Here is a 17,198-nt window from a genome sequence, read left to right as displayed (position 1 = left end):
GCCTTACTGATAGAAGTTCAACGTCACCACCGCAGAGCGTCCCGGCGCCCAGGTCGCGTAGATCGGATACGCCGTCGAGTAATACTTGCGATCGAAAATATTGTTCACGTTCAGTTGCAAGTCCACCTTCTTCGCGACGCGATACGTCGCCACCGCATCGAAGCGCGCATAACCCGGCGTCCACTTGCGCACCGTCGGCGTAACGGACGCGTACGTCTTGCTCGCGATGGTCGCGCCCGCGCCCACCTTCAGCGTCGGCATCACGTCATAGAACGACCACAGCGCGACGTTGTGCTTGGGCACCATGACCATCGGCAGGCCGGACGATGCGGCATTGGCCGCGCCGGCATCGACGGTGATCGCATCGAGATACGAGTAGCCGCCGAACACGCTCCACTTGCCCGTGATGTTGCCCGCCGCGCCCACTTCGACGCCGCGCACGCGCTGATGCCCCGCGTTGATCGTGCCGCCCAGGCCGTCGGAGACGCGCGCGTTGGTCTTGTCGGTCTGGAATAGCGCGGCGTTCAGCGACAGGCGTTCCATCACGTCCCACTTCGCGCCCACTTCGATATTGCGGCTACGTTCTGGCGAAAGATCCTGATTCGTCCCGGTGATCTGATCCGTGCCGCCGCCGAGTCCCGAATTCGCGCCCGGCGGATTCGCCGACGTGCCATACGACGTGTAGAGGCTCACCGACGGCAGCGGCTTGTACACGAGCCCCAACTGATAGCTGAAGAAATTCGAGTTGTTCGTGAGGTCTTTCGCGCCCGCCTGCGTCGAGGTGACGTCGAAGCGGTCGAAGCGCGCGCCCGCGTTGAAGAGCCACTGGTCGGTGATCTTCACGCTGTCGAAGATATACGCCGATGCGACGTTGGTCTGCGTATGCGTCGCCGCGCCGGGAAAGCCCTTGTCGCCGTTCAGCACGATATTGCCGAGCCACGGATTGTCCGGATTCCACGCGTTGATCGGCGTGCAGTTGAACGGCACGTTGCACGGCGTGTTCGAGCGGATGTTGTTGCCCGCGCTGTCGGTCACGAGATAGCCTTCGTACAGGCTGTGCTCATGACTGAATTCGACGCCGCCCGTCAGCGTGTGCTGCATGCCGAACACGGTCGCCTTGCCCGTCAGTTCGGTCTGGTTCGTGATGCTGTTCGTCGCGTACTTGCCGCTCTTCGCCTGCAGGCCGAGGATGTTCGACGTCGCGTTCAGCAACTGCGGATTGGTCGCCACATAGTCGAGCGTCGCGCGGCCGAACATGGTCGTGTTCCTGAGCTTCAGGTTGTCGTTGAAGCGATGCTCCACGCGCACTTCGCCGGTATCCGTCTGGCCGTAGCGATAGTCGCGGTTATTGAAGCCGTAGAACTGGCCGCGATCGCTGCTGATCGGCGTGCCGCCCGTCGAGCGGAACGGCACGCTGAAGTCCGGCATGTCGTAGGTGTTCAGATGGTAGTAGCTGAGCGTGACCGTGGTCGGACTGTTCAGCCCGAACGCGACCGAAGGCGCCACGCCCCAGCGCTTGCTGTACACGTTGTTGCGGCCGGCCTGATTCGCGTCGAAGCCCATCGCGTTGAAGCGCCAGGCGTTGCCGTCGCCGAACTTCTGATTGGCGTCGATGGTGAGGCGCTTGTAGGCCTCGGTGCCGAGGCTCGCGCTCGCGTTGATGAAGTCATCGTACTTCGGCATCTTCGTCTGGATGTCGATGCTGCCGCCCACCGCGCCGCGCCCCGCATACACGGAGTCCGGTCCCTTGATGACCGTGATGCTCTCGATATCGAAAGTCTCGCGATTCTGCACGCCCGAGTCGCGAATGCCGTCGACGAAAATCGAATTGCGCGACTCGAAGCCGCGAATCACCGGACGATCCGCCGAAGGATTCGCCGCCGCGTCGCCGCCCAGGAAGGTGATGCCGGGCACGGTCTTGAGCGCGTCGGCGAAGGTCGTCGCGTTGGTCTCGCGGATCAGCTCCTCGGGAATCACGGTGATCGAGCGCGGCGTGTCGAGCAAGGGCGCGACGAACTTGTAGGACGGCACGGTCGTCGTCTGCAAGTCGGAACGCACCGCGTCTGCGTTGACCTTGACGGCGGGCAGCGCGGCATTGCCGCTCTCGGGTGGCGCGCTTTGCGCGAACGCCTGCGAAGGATTCAGAAAACTTGCGCAATAGAGGGCGCCGACGGACGCGAGCAAACGCGTCCGCGTCTTGAGCAGAGCGGGCATGTCAGGAGATCGAGTGGTGAACGGACCCCGATGGCTAGGGGCGTGCAGAACCGTGCCGGATCGCGGCAGGCTTGGCTAATGAGAGCAGTAAATGAGATCGCTTCTCATTAACCGACGCGAAGTGTAATAGTCTTTAATAAAGATGTAAATAGTTTCTTACACAGCCGTGGATGAAGAAACGATGACAGGCGCTCGCTAGAAGATATGCATCATGCCGATGTATGCGCCCGTCTGCGATTCGCCCGTGAGCGGACTGGTACCGGGGTCCGCATCGCGCGGGGTCGCGAAAACCGAGAATGTGCCGTTCGCGCTGTTGCGCACGTAAGCCACCGTGCCGTATAGAAAGGTTCGCTTGGTGAAGTTGTAAGTCGTTCCGAGTGCGTAGAGCATGGCGTGACTCGCCGGATCGTGCGATGCGTCACCCGTGCCCTCGCCCACGTGGATATAAAAGCCCGCGGCGGTGACGGCCCAGGCCGGCGTGGCCTGATAGGTCGCTCCGAGCCAGTAGTGATCGGCCGTGTCGGACACGCCCACGGGCGAATCCGGCGCGGCGTAATGCGTGTAGGCCGCCTGCACCTTCCACTTGTCCACCTTCAGATTCGCGCCGACGAAATACTCGCGGGACGCCTGGAAGATGTTGTCCAGCTTGCCGTTCTGGCTGCGTAATTCGTCGTAGATGCCGCGCACGTCGAACAGGGTCGAGTGATACGTCAGCATGACGCCTTCCGAGCGGCCGAACTCGCCGGGCGCGCCCGAATTGAACGCGCCCGCCTGATTGCCGAACGCGTATTGCCCCTGCACGTCGAAGCCATGAAACACCGGGCTGTGATATTCGACGTTGTTGCTCGTCTGCTGCCAGTTGCGCCCCCGCACGAGAGACGCCGACGACACCGCCTGCTGCACGAAAGGATCGAATTCCCAGACCCCGTCGCTGTCGATGAAAAGGTTGCGGCCCGCCTGCAGCTGGCCATACGTTCTGGAGTTCAAGCCTGCGTAGGCGCGACGCGACCACAGACGTCCGCCGCCGGTGGTGCCGTTCATGATCTGGATCGCGGTTTCGAGGTCGAAGACGGCCATGAGCCCGCCTCCCAGGTCTTCGTTGCCCTTGAGCCCCCACATGCTCGTGCCCCAGTCGCCGCCCTCGGCGCTCCACCGCGTAGCGCTCCCGCCAGCGCCGTTCGCGATGTGATTGAGATATTCGATGCCGCCGTCGAGTCGCCCGTACATCGTGACGCTGGTTTGTGCCGCTGCGCCCGATGTAAAGAGCACGAGAAGCATTGCCGCTTTCCGCACACTGACTTTCATGGCCGTCTTGCCTCCTGGTTGGCGCCGCCCGGCTGGAACAAAACGATTCCGGCGAACATAGCACCATCCCGATAAGTCGGCACGAATCGCGTACGTCTGGCCTAAGGGCCGACTCCAAGTATCGCCCGATTCATACGGATGACTAATATTCACGTCCGAGATCAATCACCGAGGCTAACGGTCAGACATGAGACGCATCCCATTCGGCGCGGCATGGTTCGCCGCCATTTCCCTTTCGCTGGCGCTCGCTGCCTGCGGCGGCTCCGATTCATCGTCCACGCCAGCGCAATCGTCGGCTGCGGCGAACGATAACGTCAACAACCAGGGCGATCCGCCGCGGCCCGCGAGCGAAGTCAATCCCGCAAGCGGAGTCAGCCCCGCAAGCGCAGTCACTCCTGCGAGCGAACCGGTTCCCGCCAGCGCGCCCGATGTCCCGCCTCCCGCGGGCTTCTCCGTAGGCACGACAACATTCGACCCTGACCTTCCGCCCGAACCCGCACTGCCCGCCGCCTCGCAAGTCTGCGCGACGCTGCCGGCTTCCTTCGCCGCACAAGCCAACGGCCTGCTGCCCGATAGCGCCGACGCCACCGCCACGGCTCCCGACAGCGCGCGGATTCAAGCGGCGCTCGACGCCTGCAAGAACGCTTCGAGCATCGGTCTCGCAACCAACAAGGCCGTGCGCCTCGTGCCTGGTCCGAACGGCGCGAACGCGTTCATCGCCGGCGCGCTGAATCTGTCGAGCGGCGTCACGCTCTGGATCGATCGCGGCGTCACGCTGTTCGCCTCGCGCGATCCGCGCCAGTACGACAAGGTCAAGGGCACGCCGAGCTGCGGCATCATCACCGCGAGCGACAACGGCTGTCTCGCGCTCATCAACGCGAGCAAGATCGCGAACGGCGCGGTGGTCGGCGACGGCGTCATCGACGGACGCGGCGGCAGCCCGCTCGTGAGCAGCGTGCCGAACGACCCGAAGCTGATGATGCGCCCGGACGGCAGCGGCGCGATGAGCTGGTGGGACATCGGCTGGATGGCGAACAAGGTGCTGAATCAGGCGCAAAACAACCCGCGACTCATCCAGATCAGCAACGGCCGCAATTTCACGCTGTATCGCGTGACGCTGCAGAACGCGCCGAAGTTTCACGTCGTGCCGAGCGGCATCGACGGCTTCACGGCCTGGAGCGTGAAGATCCATACGCCGACCGCAGTCTACGAGTCGATGAAGAACTATCTCGGCATGCCCTACAGCCCCGACACGGCGAAAAACACCGACGGCATCGACCCGGCGAGCTCCGGCCCGATCACGAGCAATCCGGGGAATCCGGGCAAGCTGACGGGCGACGCCAGCAACATGCTGATCGCGTACACGCATATCCGCACCGGCGACGACAACATCGCGATCAAGGGCGGCACCGGCACGGTCAACGGGCGCACTTACAACATCACGGTCGCGCATAGCCGCTTCTACTCGGGGCATGGCATGTCGATCGGCAGCGAGACGGCGGGCACTGCCAATGGCGCGGCGAATCCGGACGTCACACCGGTCGATGGCGTCCTGCCGGGCGTGAGCAACGTCTACGTCTACGATCTCGTGATCGACGGCGCCGACAACGGCCTGCGCATCAAGTCGGACTGGAGCCGCAGCGGTCTCGTCGCGAACATCCGCTATGCGAACGTCTGCATCCGCATGCCGGATTCGTCGCCGGACGGCAAGCCGCAGGCGCTGATCTTCTCGCCGTACTACAGCCCGACGAAGAACAACGGCCTCTACCCGAACTTCCGCAACATTTCGCTCGATGGCGTGCGCGTCGTCAATGCGTCGAGCTATACGTTCCAGGGCTTCAATTCCGCGAGCCCGGTTCTGCGCGGTTCGGGCTGGTCGGCGGGCGCGCCCGGCTGGCCGGACCCGGCGGTCGTCAATCCGTTGACGATCGCGCTGAACAATGTCGTCGCCGATGTCGCGCCTTCGAACTTCACGGTCGCGGATGCGCTCGTTTCCATCGGCGAGGCCGGCACGTCGCTGCCTTTCGCTAGCGCAACGGGTGTGAGCGTGACGCGCGCGGCGAACCAGGCGAACGCGGCGCCCGTCGATTGCAGCAAGGCGTTCGGACCCTTTCCGGCACGGGATTAATCTTCGGATGAATGCCGTTCTTAAGCGATCTCCGTAAAGAATCGTTTGCGCTTGCCGATAACATCAAACAAGCGCGGGACAAGCGTTCGCCCCGCGTCGAGAAACGAATCCGAATTCCGACAGAGAGAAAAATGGTCTTCAGTTACAGGGACATGATGGTCACGCCGGCGGCGGTCCGGCACGGCAATGTGTTCGCCGCGACGGCGCGCATCCAGGATCTGAACGGCATGGAGCGTTCCGTGAGGCTGCCGGGCGAATTCGCCAATGTGGAAGAGGCGATCCGCTTCGCCATCGCGGCGGGCTTCGAATATATCGACTGCGAACGGCGCTGCTGATCGTTTCGTCACTCTGCAAGGCGCGCGCCGGCGCGCTTTCAATCGGGTAAAATGCCGACGCCGCGTCACTCGTACGCGGCGTTTCCATTTCAGGCTCACGCAAAGACACCTATGTAGCGCTCCGCGAAACTCCTTCGTCACGACCATTCGACCGACAGGGGTTCGCGGACCTATGGCGCGCGTCGCCCGCATCTTCTTCACGCGATGCATCGCGACTCGCCGCTTCTCATTTCACGCACATCGTTTCGTGGCCGCCTTGCCCATGCATGGCGCGCTTGAGCGTTATCCGCGCTGCCGGTCTCTCCTGCAACCGTTTCACCAAACGACCAAACCATGAAGACACACACACTGCGCGAGGAGTGGTTCTCCAACGTGCGCGCCGATGTGCTCGGCGGCATCGTCGTCGCGCTCGCGCTCATTCCCGAGGCGCTGGCCTTCTCCATCATCGCGGGCGTCGACCCGAAAGTCGGCTTGTATGCGGCGTTCAGCATCGCCGTGGTTTCCGCGATCGCGGGCGGTCGCCCCGGCATGATCTCGGCGGCGACGGGCGCGGTCGCGCTGCTGCTGTCGTCGCTCGTGAAGGCGCACGGCGTCGAGTACGTGCTCGCGGCCGGCATTCTCGCGGGCGCTCTGCAGATTCTCATGGGCGTAGCGAGGCTCGGCGCGCTGATGCGCTTCGTGTCGCGCTCGGTCATCACGGGTTTCGTCAATGCGCTCGCCATTCTCATTTTTCTCGCGCAACTGCCGCAACTGAACGCGCAGCCCTGGTACGTGTACGCAATGGTCGCGGGCGGCCTCGCGATCATCTATCTGCTGCCGCGCGTGACCAAAGCGGTGCCCTCGCCGCTCGTCTGCATCATCGTGATGACGGCCATTGCGATGGCGCTGCATCTGGAGTTGCGCACCGTCGGCGACATGGGCGCGTTCCCGGATCGCCTGCCGGCCTTCGCGCTGCCCGCCGTGCCGTTCTCGCTCGACACGTTGCGCGTGATCTTCCCGTACTCGATTGCCATTGCGATCGTCGGCCTGCTGGAGTCGCTGATGACGGCCGCCATCGTCGATGACTTCACCGACACGCCCTCCGACAAGAATCGCGAATGCCGCGGTCAGGGCTGCGCCAATATCGTCGCGGGTTTTCTCGGCGGCATGCCGGGTTGCGCGATGATCGGCCAGACCGTCATCAACATGAAGTCGGGCGGGCGCGGGCGTCTGTCCACATTCGTCGCGGGCGCGTTCCTGCTCGTGCTCGTCGTGTTCCTCGGCCCGTGGGTCAAGCAGATTCCGATGGCCGCGCTCGTCGCCGTGATGATCTTCGTGTCGATCAGCACGTTCAGCTGGAAGTCGATCGCCAATCTGCGCACGCATCCGAAGAGCTCGTCGGCGGTGATGCTCGCCACTGTCGTCGTCGTCGTGGCGACGGGCAATCTCGCGATGGGCGTCGGCGTCGGCGTGCTGCTGTCCGCGCTGTTCTTCACCTCGAAGGTGCGCCGCGTGCTGGCGGTCGAATCCACGCTGGACGAAACCGCGAGCGAGCGCCGCTATACGGTGCGCGGACAGGTGTTCTTCGCTTCGTCGGAAGCACTCGTCGCCGAGTTCGATTTCAAGGAAAAGGTGCGCTCGGTGCGGCTCGATCTGTCGCACGCGCACTTCTGGGACATCACGGCGATCGAGGCGCTGGATCGCATCGTCCACAAGTTCCGCCGCAACGGCATCGCTGTCGATGTGAGCGGCCTGAATCGCGCCAGCGCGACGATGATCGAAAAGTACGCCACGCACGACAAGTCGTCCGCGACGCATTTCGAGCCTTCGCACTAGGCGAAAAAAAACGGCGCGAAGCACGCGGCTTCGCTCCGTTCTTCATTGCATCACGACATCAGCCGAGCTTGATCGAGGTCGGATCGGCGGTCAGATAACCCACCGCCGCGCCGAAGCGATCCTTGTAGTTCGCGCGGATCAGCGGATCGAGCGTCGGCTGCACCTTCGCATGCAGCGCGGTCTCCCAGTCACCCGCGTGCTGGAAGTTGCTCATGATGTAGGTCCAGCCGTTGATCTCGTCGACCGCGTGCAGGCCCGTCGATTCCGCGCCGGCCGGCGCCGAGAGAATGCGCGTGAGCGTCTTCGTGTCGACGTTGTAGGCCCACAGGAAGTTGTTGACGTGGCCGCCGCTGTCCTCGCCGATGAACAGCGTGCGCAGCTTCTCCGAGAACTTCAGGTTGTCCGGATTCGCGATGCGTTCCGGGTTCGACAGATTGCCGAGCGAGTCGGACGCGATGTCTTCGCCGACCAGCGCATCCGGCGCGGCCATGTCGACCGGCACCCATTCGCTGTTGATCGCGGCGCCCGTGACATCGCGCTGGCCACCCTTCAGGTTGAACGCATAGACCGCGCCCGAGGTAATGGCTTTATCGACCGCGATGTCGGTCGAATGCTCGTTGCCCTTCACCATCGACTTGACGATCTGCGACATCGCCGAATAGACGATCTTGTCCTTCGCGTTGACCGTCGTGCCTTCGAGCTTCGTGAACGACATGCTCGCGCCGCGCAATGCGGCGTAGCGGTGCGTCTCCAGGAACGCGGCTGCCTTCTCCATGCCCGGCTTGATGCGAATCCAGTTGAACTTGCCGTTGAAATGGATGCGCGTGTAGCTGGCGTCGAGCGTCGGGCCGACCTTCTCGTCGACGACGACATCCATGATGTCGGTGATCGTCAGCGTGTTCGCGAGATTCTCGATTTCATCGCTGGTCGCGTGGCCGAGATTGAGCCACGTGAGCGTGCTCGCGCCCGCGCCCGCCGACGAGGTCTGCTTGCACTTCGCCACATACAGCGTGCCCGCCGAAAGATCCGCTTCCTTGTCGGCGACGAACATGAATACGCCGCCGTTGGTCGCATCGTCGCCCATCATCACGGTGCGCTTGTCCGGCATCACCTGGATCAGCTCGTGCGAGATGCGGCCGAGGCAATAGTGCTTCTTGATCGTGCCGGTGCCGTCCGGATGCACGGTCACTTCGGGAATATGGCCGTAGTGATACGCGCGCGCCCTGGTTTCGTCGCCGTAGAGGTTCTTGCTGTAGGCCTTGAACTGCGCGTCGGTCGAAATGAGCGCCGCGTCCGGCTCGTACTCTTCGCTCGACAAATGCGTGTTCCACGGCGACAGGCTCGCGCCACAGGTGATCCACAGGCCGTGCGCGGCGGACGTATCGACGTTCGCGTAGCTGACGAGCGAGAGCTTGCCGGTGGCCGGGTCCTGATCGAGCGTGAGCACGGCGATCGGCGACGGCAGGCGGCCGTACATGCTCGCGGCAGCCTGGTCACGCGTGGTGTATTCGAACTGCACGACCGCGAACACGGCGTTGCCCTTCACGCCCTTGACCGTCGGATTGTCGAGCTTGAGCAGCGACGTGCCGTCCGGGCAGTCCGAGAAGAACTGACGCTCCTTGCCCGCCGTCGACCGGTCGATGATCGGCTGATTGTCGATATCGAAGTAGCCGCCCGCGACGATCGTGCCGCCCGCCGTGTTCGGCACCGTGTCGCCGGTCATGAAGAACGGCTGATAGGCGAGCTTGTAGGTGCGGCTGCTGCCGTCGGCGAACTTCGCGATCATCGTCGAGGCGACCGAGGTCTTGGCCATCGCGTTGGGATCGGCGAGCGTGGGCGCCGCCATGCCGCCGAACGCGGCCGAACTGAACGCGGCCGTGGACGCGGGAGAGGCCGCGTTGCTGTCGCTGCCGCCGCATGCGGTCAGCAGCGAAGCGGTGGCCATGCCGCCGAGCGGCAGCATCGGTGCGGCCGCAAGAATCTTGAGGGCTTTGCGGCGGGAGAGGTCGAGTGGCAGCGCCATGTGTGGTTTCGAGTCCTTGATTGTGGGTTGTGTACCGGCGAGCGAAGGCCTCGCCCCGGACCGTTGCGGTCCGGCTTGCCGGTTGACGCGCTACTTTAGGAAACGAATGTGAAATGCGTTTGACAGGCCGATGTAATTGTTTCGTTTATGACCTGAAAGCACGGATGCGGCGCTTGGCGTCCGGTTTTCGTTGTAACGAAAGGTCGCGCTTTCGTCATGTTCGGGTCATGTTTGCGCACCGTTCGATTCACATACTGAATGCACGGCCATCGACCGATGGCGGCAATCACCAAGAGGAATCACATGAAAAAGTCGACGATCGCGACCCTGCTTTTGACTACCTCCGCTTACCTCTCACTCGCGCCGGTCATCGCGGGCGCGCAAGACAAGACGCGCGAACAGGTGAAACAGGAACTGACGCAGGCCCGTCACGATGGCGTCGTCCCGTCGTCAAAGCAGCAGTATCCGAACACCGACCAGGCGACCGCGCGCAACAAGGAAATTCATAATGTCACGACGCATGGCGGCGAAGCCAGGCCGGCGGTCGACAAGCACGACAGTCGTTGATGCCGTGACCTTCGCGCACATCCCCGCTCGTCATGCGGGATGTGCGCTCCGGGATCATCGAGGCTGCCTCGCTTCCAGCACGTAGCCCATCCCGCGCGCGGTATGGATCAGCTTGGGGTCGTACGCGTCATCGATCTTCGAGCGCAGGCGACGGATCGCCGAGTCCACGACGTTCGTGTCGCTGTCGAAGTTCATGTCCCATACCTCGGAGACGATGATCGCGCGCGGCAGAATCTCGCCCGTGTGACGCATCAACAGCCACAGAAGCGCAAACTCCTTCGCGGTGAGCAGAATCGTCCTGCCGTTGCGCACGGCCTTGCGGCGAACGAGATCCAGCTCGAGATCGAGCACCCGCAACGTGTCGACCTCGCGTTCCCTGCCGCGTCGCAGAATCGATCTGATGCGCGCCGTCAATTCCACGAAATCGACCGGCTTGACGAGGTAATCGTCGGCTCCGAGCTCGAAACTCCTCACGCGACGCCGCACGTCGTCACGCGCGCTCAGAATGATGATGGGCACGGACTTGAGGCGTCGCAGATTCGTGAGCAGCGTCCATCCGTCCCGGCCCGGCAACGCCACATCGAGCAAGACCAGATCGTAATCATCGACTTCCGCCTGATGCTGACCCGCGAGCTCGTCCGCGACCCAGTCGACGACGTAGCCCGCTTCCGTCAAACCCTTGCACAAGTACGCGCCGGTCTTGCGCTCGTTTGCCACGATGAGTATGCGCATCAGCCCTTTCTCCGTTCGAGTCCGACGCGCCGCGACAGCGCGTCCGGTAGAACGCGCGCCAGCCACGCCCGTAATGAAACCCTATGGCACTGGTGATACAGCACAGGCAAGACAAGCAACGTAAGCGCCGTCGACGACAGAATGCCGCCGATCACGACCGTCGCGAGCGGACGCTGCACTTCGGCGCCGGTGCCCGTCGCGAACGCCATCGGCATGAAACCGAGTGACGCAATGAGCGCTGTCATCAGCACCGGCCGCAGACGGGTGAGCGCGCCCTCGTGTATGGCGGTTTCAAGACTCGCGCCCTCTTCGCGCAAATTGCGGATGAAGGCGATCATCACGAGACCGTTCAGGACCGCCACGCCGCACAGCGCAATGAAGCCGACCGCGGCGGTAATCGAGAGCGGCATGCCGCGTAGCGACAACGAAACGACCCCGCCGCACAACGCGAAAGGAATGCCGGTGAACACCAGCAAGCCATCCTTCACGTCGCCGAACATGACGAAGAGCAGGATGAGCACGAGAAAGAGCGCAAGGGGCACGACGAGCTTCAGACGCTCGGCCGCGCTTTGCAGTTGCTCGAACTGGCCGCCCCACGCGAGCCAGTATCCGGCCGGCATGCGCACGCCCTGTTCGATCCGCGCCTGGGCCTCCTCGACGAACGAGCCGACATCTCTGCCGCGCACGTTGGCCGTGACGACCACGCGCCGTTTGCCGTTCTCGCGGCTGATCTGGTTCGGACCCGTGCCGATTTCTACCTTCGCGAGCTCCGCGAGCGGCACATAAGGCGCGCGCGCCAGCGGACCGCTCGCGCCGGCGGGATTTCCGGCCGCGGTGCGAACCGCCGCGGCCAATGCGACCGGCAAGCGCTTGATCGCATCGATATCCGAGCGCAGTTCGTCGGGCAGGCGCACGACGATATCGAAACGCCGGTCGCCCTGAAACAGCGTTCCCGCCTTCTGGCCGCCCATCGCGGCGAGCACCGCGCTCTGCACGTCCGCGACGCTCACGCCGTAGCGCGCAAGCTGCTCGCGCTCGAGCTCGATGCCCAGCACCGGCAAGCCCGCCGTCTGCTCGATCTTCACCTCCACCGCGCCCGGCACTTTCCGCAGCGCGCTCGCGACGCTTTGCGCGGCGTCCCGGAGCACGCTCATGTCGTCGCCGAACACCTTCACGGCGACATCGCTGCGCACACCCGAGATCAACTCGTTGAAGCGCAGTTGAATGGGCTGGGAAAGCTCATAGGCGCTGCCCGGCAGGTCGGCCAGCACCTTTTCGATTTCACCGATGAGCCGTTCGCGCGACTTCCCCGGATCGGGCCACGCGGACGCCGGCTTCAGCATCACATAGCCGTCGGAGAGATTGGGCGGCATGGGGTCCGCGGCGATCTCCGCGGTGCCGGTGCGCGCGAATACGCGCTCGATCTCCGGAATGCGCGCCTTCAACGCGCGTTCGATGGTCTTCTGCATGTCGAGCGATTGCGTGAGACTCGTGCCCGGAATGCGCAGCGCCGCGACCGCCAGATCGCCTTCGTTGAGGCTCGGCACGAACTCGCTGCCGAGACGTGTCACGAGTGCGAGCGTCAGCGCGACGACCGCGACCGCGCCGGTGAGCACCCGCCAGGGCCGCGCCATGCAGCGCGTGAGCAGCGGCTCGTAGAGCGCGCGCGCGGCGCGCACGACGCGCCCATCCTTCTCTTCGACGCGCGTGTTCACGAACAGCGCGACGGCCGCGGGTATGAACGTGACGGTGAGCAGCATCGCGGCCGCGAGCGCCATGACGACCGTCATCGCCATCGGGTGGAACATTTTTCCTTCGACGCCCGTCAACGCGAAGATCGGCAGATACACCACCATGATGATGAGCTGCCCGAAGATCAGCGCCCGACGCGCCTCGCGCGAGGCGGTGAAAACCTCGTCGAGGCGCTCCTCTCGCGTGAGCGGCCGCCGCGCGGCGGACTGCGCATGCGCCAGACGGCGCACGCAGTTCTCCACGATCACCACGGCGCCATCGACGATAATGCCGAAATCGAGCGCGCCCAGGCTCATCAGGTTGGCGCTCACGCGCACGCTCACCATGCCCGCGAAGGTCATCAGCATCGACACCGGAATGACGAGCGCGACGATCAGCGCCGCACGCATGTTGCCGAGCAGGAGAAACAGCACGGCGATCACGAATACCGCGCCTTCGAGGAGGTTCTTCTTCACGGTCGCCACGGCTTTTTCGACCAGCACGGTGCGGTCGTACACGGTGACGGCGCGCACGCCGTTCGGCAGCGTGCGGCTGACTTCGGCGAGCCGCGATGCCGCTGCCTGCGCCACCGCGCGGCTGTTCTCGCCGATCAGCATGAACACGGTGCCGAGCACGGTCTCGTTGCCGTCGGACGTGGCCGCGCCCGTGCGCAATTCCCTGCCGATATCCACGCGCGCGACGTCGCGCACCCGAACCGGCACGCCGCCCGAACTGACGAGCACGATGTTCGCGAGATCATCGACCGAGCGTGCCTGACCCGGCACGCGCACGAGATATTGCTCGCCGTGGCGCTCGATATAGCCCGCGCCGACGTTCTCGTTATTGAGGCCGATCGCCCGGACGACGTCGGCAAGCGTGAGCCCGTACGACATCAACTTGCCCGGGTCCGGAGCAATCCGGAATTCCTTCACATAGCCGCCAATGGAATTCACCTCCGTCACGCCCGGCACGTTGCGCATCTGCGGGCGCACGACCCAGTCCTGCAACTCTCGCAGGTCGGCGAGCGTGTAGCGACTGCCATCGGGCTTGCGCGCGGAGGCATCCGCTTCGACCGTCCAGAGAAAGATCTCGCCGAGGCCGGTCGAGGTCGGTCCCATCGCGGGCGCGACGCCTTCCGGCAACTTGTCCTTGGCCTCCTGAATCCGCTCGTTCACAAGCTGACGCGCGAAGTAAATATCGGTGCCGTCCTTGAAGATGACCGTGACCTGCGACAGCCCGTAACGCGAGATCGAGCGCGTCTCGCCGAGATTCGGCAGCCCGGCCATCGCCGTCTCGATCGGAAAGGTGATGCGCTGCTCGGTCTCGAGCGGCGAATAGCCCGGCGCGGATGCGTTGATCTGCACCTGTACGTTCGTGATGTCGGGAACGGCGTCGATCGCCAGCTGGCGATAGCTGACGACACCCCAGACGGCCGCCGCCACCGTGGCGAGCATGACCAGCCACCGATGGCCGATCGCAAAACGGATGATTCGTTCAAACATGGCGCGTCACTCTTCCGAGGCGCTGAGCTTGCCCAGTTCGGCCTTCAGCAAGTAGCTGTTCGACGCGACGAAGCGCTGCCCTGCGGACAGGCCGCTCACGACTTCCACCGTGCGTGCGTCGCGGCGGCCGGTTGTCACGGGCTGCGCGATAAATCCCTTCTTCGACTCGACGAAAACGGAAGGCGCGCCGTCGATGTCCTGCACGGCGTCGTTCGCGACCGCGAGCGGGACGGCTATCCGGCCCGCCTCGACAGCCACGTCCACGAACATGCCTGGACGCCACACGCCGTCGGGATTGGGCACCACCACGCGCGCGGAACCCGAACGCGTCGCCTCGCCCACCAATGCCCCGACATAGGTGATGCGTCCCGTCGAACGCGAGTCGAACGCGGCGGCCTTGATCGTCGCCTGGCGGCCGACACGCACGGCGCCGAGTTGCTGGGCGCTGACGGCCATTTCGGCCCATACGGTCGACAGATCGGAGATCGTGAAGATGTTGGAGTCGGCCGCGATGGCTTCACCGGCCGTCGCATGCTTTTCCACGATGGTCCCCGCAAACGGCGCGCGCAACTCGTAGCGGTTGAGCGCATGGGCGGACGCGGACGCCCCGAGTGCCGCGAGCTTCTCGCGGGCGCTGCGCGCGGCGATGTCCGCTTCGCGCAATTGCACCTGCGCCTGGAGATAGTCCTGCTCGGCCGAGACGCGCTCCCGCCAGAGCGACTTCTCGCGCTCGTACGCGACGCGCGCCGCCGCCAGCCTGCGCTCCGCCGTCAGTAGCTCGCTGCGTCGATCCGCGAGATCGGTGCTCGCGATCACTGCGAGGACCTGGCCTTGCGCCACGTTCTCCCCGACGGTCACCGGCACCCGTTCGACCACGCCGCCCACGCGGGGCACGACATGCGCCGTGCGGTCGTCGTTGAAGCGTATCTCGCCGGGAAGTTGCAAGATGGACACGATTTCGCCAGCGCCCGCGCTCGCGAGCGCGATGTCTCCCGTTTGCATCTGTTGCGCGCTCAGCACCACGGCTCCGTCGTTGCGCGCAAAGGCGAACACGCCCGACTTGCCTTGCCATGAAACATCGAGCGCCGCGTCGAAGACATGCGGCTTCGCGATCGCCTGGTCCGAAACGAGTTCGCTTCCGGATGTGACGAAGCGCAAGGTCTGTGGGGAGCCGAGCGGGCGCGTGAGCGTCGCCCTGACATCGACGCCCTGCGTCACCGGCTTGCCGTCCACGGACGGGGCGATGATCAGCCGGGCATCGTCCGCCCGCTCGGACAGCCGGACTTTGACGATCAGGCCAGCCAGCGAGTACTGCTCGACCGCGGCGACAGCGGCGTCGGCCGCGGGCGTTGCCGCCGCATCGCCTCTGGACTGCTTCGACAGGAATGCGAATGCGGCGAGCGTAATGCCGAGGCCTGCGCCGACGGCGGCAATCACCCGAGCGGAGACGGGAATTCTGCGCGACATGTAACGTACCTCAAGGTTGAGCAATGAGCGGCGACGGACCCGCGAACGATGAAGACGGCAGCGGCGTGCCTGCGAGCCTGCCGAGCTCCGCATAAGCGAGATGCGCCTCGCTCAGCGCCTGCACATAACGCGATTGCTCCTGGTAAAGCGTGCGCTGCGCGTCGAGCACTTCGAGAAACGCGAATTTGCCGAGCTCGAAACCGCGCGACATCGCGTTGAAAGTGTTGCGCGCGGCGGGCAGTACTTCCGACTTGAGCCGTTGGGCTTCGTCCGCGGCGTTGCGATAGGTCGAATAAGCCGATGCGAGCTCCAGCCGCAGATTCGCCGTTTCGTTGTCGAATTCCGCCTCGGCCTGCTCCGCCTGATGAACGGCCTCCAGCAGTCCGCCCTTGTTGGTGTCGAAAATCGGCAGCGGAATCGATACGCCCACCACCGCCTGATTCATCGACACGCCGCCCGTGACGGAGCGTTTCATGCCCGCACTCACCGTGATGTCCGGCATGCGCTTCGAGCGCTCGACCGAGATCGCCGCGTTCGAACGCAACATCTGCGCTTTCGCGGCGCGAACGAGCGGAGCGGCGTCCGCGCGCGCGAGCAGCTCCGCGAGCGTTTCCGCGGTCGGCAGCGTTTCGATATCGCCCGCCACGCCGCGGTCGCGCACCTCCAACACGCCGGTGATGGTCGAGAGCCGTTCGGCCTGTGTGGCAGTCTGTGCACGCGCTCTCGCGAGTTCGATCTGCGCGCCGGCTTCGGCGACTCGCGCTTTGTCCGCCTCGATCGGCGAAACCTTGCCGGCGCGCACGCGCTTGTCCGCGAGCTCGACCGAGCGTTGCGCGAGGTCCGCCGACTCCGCCGCCACCTGAAGCTGACGCCGGGCCGCGAGCAGTCCGTAGAACGCGGTGATGACCTGAGCCCTGAGCGTGGCGTCGCGAACGTCGAGCGATGCGAGCGCCGCCTGCCTGCCATAGGACGCGACATCGAGACGTGCGCCACGCTTGCCGCCCAGCTCGATTCGCTGACTGAGGAGTGCCGTGCTCGTGCGCTCCGATGAGGAGAAGCCTTCCTGCAGGAGCGAAAGGTCGGGATTGGGGCTGGCGCCTGCCTGCACCAGCGTGCCCCGCGATGCATCGGCGCCGGCGCGCGCCGCACGCAGCGACGGATTCGCGGCCGCAGCGCGACTCAGAAGGTAGTCGAGCGTCAGGGCCGAGTCCTTGCGCTCGGCTTGTGCATTGACATCGGCGGGCGCGAGGACAGGCTCGGCCGCCGTCTGCGACGTGGCCACGAGAAAAAGCAGAGCTGCAAGCGTGCGTACGAGCATGAAAATGATCAGGTGCCGATGTCAGATATGCAATGCAGCGCGAAGGCGAGCGCCGGACGGA

The 17,198-nt window shown here is 64.6% G+C and carries 11 protein-coding genes; 4 read left to right on the top strand and 7 right to left on the bottom strand.

The features are described 5' to 3' along the window. Window positions 1-3: 3 nt before the first annotated feature. Together AWB79_RS09340 and AWB79_RS09335 are read right to left on the bottom strand one after the other, a co-directional pair. Window positions 4-2,214, bottom strand: a complete 2,211-nt coding sequence (locus AWB79_RS09340) for a TonB-dependent receptor (protein ID WP_061167127.1) — start codon at window positions 2,212-2,214, stop codon at window positions 4-6. Between the two features lie 195 nt (window positions 2,215-2,409). After that, entirely contained in the window at window positions 2,410-3,519 is a 1,110-nt protein-coding gene (locus tag AWB79_RS09335) for a porin (RefSeq protein ID WP_061167126.1), read from the bottom strand. A 187-nt stretch (window positions 3,520-3,706) separates the two neighbouring features. On the opposite strand from AWB79_RS09335, the gene AWB79_RS09330 reads away from it, so the two are divergent. From AWB79_RS09330 to AWB79_RS09320, 3 genes are all read left to right on the top strand, one after another. Then, a complete protein-coding gene (locus AWB79_RS09330) occupies window positions 3,707-5,647 on the top strand; it encodes a glycosyl hydrolase family 28 protein (protein ID WP_061167125.1) in 1,941 nt (646 codons plus the stop codon). A gap of 11 nt (window positions 5,648-5,658) precedes the next feature. Further along, on the top strand, window positions 5,659-5,982 hold the full coding sequence (locus tag AWB79_RS40365) for a hypothetical protein (protein ID WP_232470856.1): 324 nt from the start codon (window positions 5,659-5,661) through the stop codon (window positions 5,980-5,982). A 333-nt stretch (window positions 5,983-6,315) separates the two neighbouring features. Beyond that, window positions 6,316-7,797, top strand: a complete 1,482-nt coding sequence (locus AWB79_RS09320; protein WP_061167123.1) for a SulP family inorganic anion transporter — start codon at window positions 6,316-6,318, stop codon at window positions 7,795-7,797. Between the two features lie 58 nt (window positions 7,798-7,855). Here the strand turns inward: AWB79_RS09320 and AWB79_RS09315 are convergent, their stop codons facing one another. Next, a complete protein-coding gene (locus tag AWB79_RS09315; protein WP_061167122.1) occupies window positions 7,856-9,820 on the bottom strand; it encodes a PhoX family protein in 1,965 nt (654 codons plus the stop codon). 303 nt (window positions 9,821-10,123) lie between these two features. On the opposite strand from AWB79_RS09315, the gene AWB79_RS09310 reads away from it, so the two are divergent. Next, window positions 10,124-10,387, top strand: coding sequence for a DUF4148 domain-containing protein (locus AWB79_RS09310; protein ID WP_061167349.1), 264 nt, complete (start codon window positions 10,124-10,126; stop codon window positions 10,385-10,387). Window positions 10,388-10,441: 54 nt separating this feature from the next. Here AWB79_RS09310 and AWB79_RS09305 read toward each other — a convergent pair whose 3' ends face one another. Genes AWB79_RS09305 through AWB79_RS09290 form a run of 4 tightly spaced genes read right to left on the bottom strand, consistent with a single transcriptional unit; the run spans window position 10,442 to window position 17,137 of the window. After that, window positions 10,442-11,119, bottom strand: coding sequence for a heavy metal response regulator transcription factor (locus AWB79_RS09305; protein ID WP_061167121.1), 678 nt, complete (start codon window positions 11,117-11,119; stop codon window positions 10,442-10,444). Further along, window positions 11,119-14,352 carry an efflux RND transporter permease subunit gene (locus tag AWB79_RS09300; RefSeq protein ID WP_061167120.1) on the bottom strand — a complete coding sequence of 1,078 codons (3,234 nt, stop codon included), beginning with the start codon at window positions 14,350-14,352 and terminating at the stop codon, window positions 11,119-11,121. The genes AWB79_RS09305 and AWB79_RS09300 overlap by 1 nt, the downstream gene beginning before the upstream one ends. Window positions 14,353-14,358: 6 nt before the next feature. Next, a complete protein-coding gene (locus AWB79_RS09295) occupies window positions 14,359-15,819 on the bottom strand; it encodes an efflux RND transporter periplasmic adaptor subunit (RefSeq protein WP_061167119.1) in 1,461 nt (486 codons plus the stop codon). 10 nt (window positions 15,820-15,829) lie between these two features. Further along, window positions 15,830-17,137 carry a TolC family protein gene (locus AWB79_RS09290; protein ID WP_061167118.1) on the bottom strand — a complete coding sequence of 436 codons (1,308 nt, stop codon included), beginning with the start codon at window positions 17,135-17,137 and terminating at the stop codon, window positions 15,830-15,832. Between the last annotated feature and the right edge of the window lie 61 nt (window positions 17,138-17,198).

Origin of the sequence: Caballeronia hypogeia, from assembly GCF_001544875.2 — a bacterium.
Lineage (GTDB): Bacteria > Pseudomonadota > Gammaproteobacteria > Burkholderiales > Burkholderiaceae > Caballeronia > Caballeronia hypogeia.
Note: the sequence above shows the minus strand (reverse complement) of the source record. Positions and strands in the feature narration are given on the sequence as shown.

Excerpts from the sequence above, each read along its gene's own strand:
- AWB79_RS09340 (WP_061167127.1), bottom strand. The coding sequence starts at position 2,214 with ATGCCCGCTCTGCTCAAGACGCGGACGCGTTTGCTCGCGTCCGTCGGC.
- AWB79_RS09335 (WP_061167126.1), bottom strand. The coding sequence starts at position 3,519 with ATGAAAGTCAGTGTGCGGAAAGCGGCAATGCTTCTCGTGCTCTTTACA.
- AWB79_RS09330 (WP_061167125.1), top strand. The coding sequence starts at position 3,707 with ATGAGACGCATCCCATTCGGCGCGGCATGGTTCGCCGCCATTTCCCTT.
- AWB79_RS40365 (WP_232470856.1), top strand. The coding sequence starts at position 5,659 with ATGCCGTTCTTAAGCGATCTCCGTAAAGAATCGTTTGCGCTTGCCGAT.
- AWB79_RS09320 (WP_061167123.1), top strand. The coding sequence starts at position 6,316 with ATGAAGACACACACACTGCGCGAGGAGTGGTTCTCCAACGTGCGCGCC.
- AWB79_RS09315 (WP_061167122.1), bottom strand. The coding sequence starts at position 9,820 with ATGGCGCTGCCACTCGACCTCTCCCGCCGCAAAGCCCTCAAGATTCTT.
- AWB79_RS09310 (WP_061167349.1), top strand. The coding sequence starts at position 10,124 with ATGAAAAAGTCGACGATCGCGACCCTGCTTTTGACTACCTCCGCTTAC.
- AWB79_RS09305 (WP_061167121.1), bottom strand. The coding sequence starts at position 11,119 with ATGCGCATACTCATCGTGGCAAACGAGCGCAAGACCGGCGCGTACTTG.
- AWB79_RS09300 (WP_061167120.1), bottom strand. The coding sequence starts at position 14,352 with ATGTTTGAACGAATCATCCGTTTTGCGATCGGCCATCGGTGGCTGGTC.
- AWB79_RS09295 (WP_061167119.1), bottom strand. The coding sequence starts at position 15,819 with ATGTCGCGCAGAATTCCCGTCTCCGCTCGGGTGATTGCCGCCGTCGGC.
- AWB79_RS09290 (WP_061167118.1), bottom strand. The coding sequence starts at position 17,137 with ATGCTCGTACGCACGCTTGCAGCTCTGCTTTTTCTCGTGGCCACGTCG.